Source organism: Bradyrhizobium sp. 18BD, from assembly GCF_054185225.1.
Genome location: NZ_JAVAYL010000164.1, coordinates 1 through 475 on the forward strand (window position 1 = coordinate 1; position 475 = coordinate 475).

Below are 475 nucleotides of genomic sequence, written 5' to 3' on the forward strand. Positions count from 1 at the left end.
AGAGGTCGATCCCGGTGACCCGGTGGCCGAGGCCGGACAGCAGTCGCGCGACGTGGCCGCTCCCGGTGCCGACGTCGAGCACCTCCGCGGGCGCCGGGGGGAGCGCCGCGGACCACGCGCGACCCCACACCTCGACGTCGAGGTCACGGCGCTCGGCACGCTGTTGGTAGGCGTCGTACGACGGGGCACGCTCGGTCCAGTAGTCGTTGATCGCGTCCTGGAGCTGCTGGTCGCTCATGCGGTGAGGTCCTCCTGGGCCGGTGCGGGGGTCGGTGCGGGGGTCGGTGCGGGGAACGGGGTGAGGAGCAGGTGGAGCTGTCCGCCCGCGCGCACCGGCTCCACACCGATGCCGTAGACCGGCTCCAGCAGGTCCGGCACGAGGACCTCCTCGACGGGCCCCGCCGCCGCGACGCCACCGTCGTCGAGCAGGACGAGGTCGTCGCAGTAGCGCGCGGCGAGGTTGAGGTCGTGCAGC

At 73.9% G+C, this 475-nt stretch carries 1 protein-coding gene and 1 pseudogene; both read right to left on the reverse strand.

Going from position 1 to position 475, the window contains the following annotated elements; all coding sequences use genetic code 11:
- Positions 1–238, reverse strand: a 238-nt coding sequence (locus tag RAD16_RS40885) for a methyltransferase domain-containing protein (protein WP_458163676.1), incomplete at its 3' end; no start/stop codon positions are given.
- Positions 235–475 (reverse strand): annotated as a pseudogene (locus RAD16_RS40890) (histidinol phosphatase); the annotation flags it as partial. The pseudogene RAD16_RS40890 and the gene RAD16_RS40885, both read right to left, overlap by 4 nt.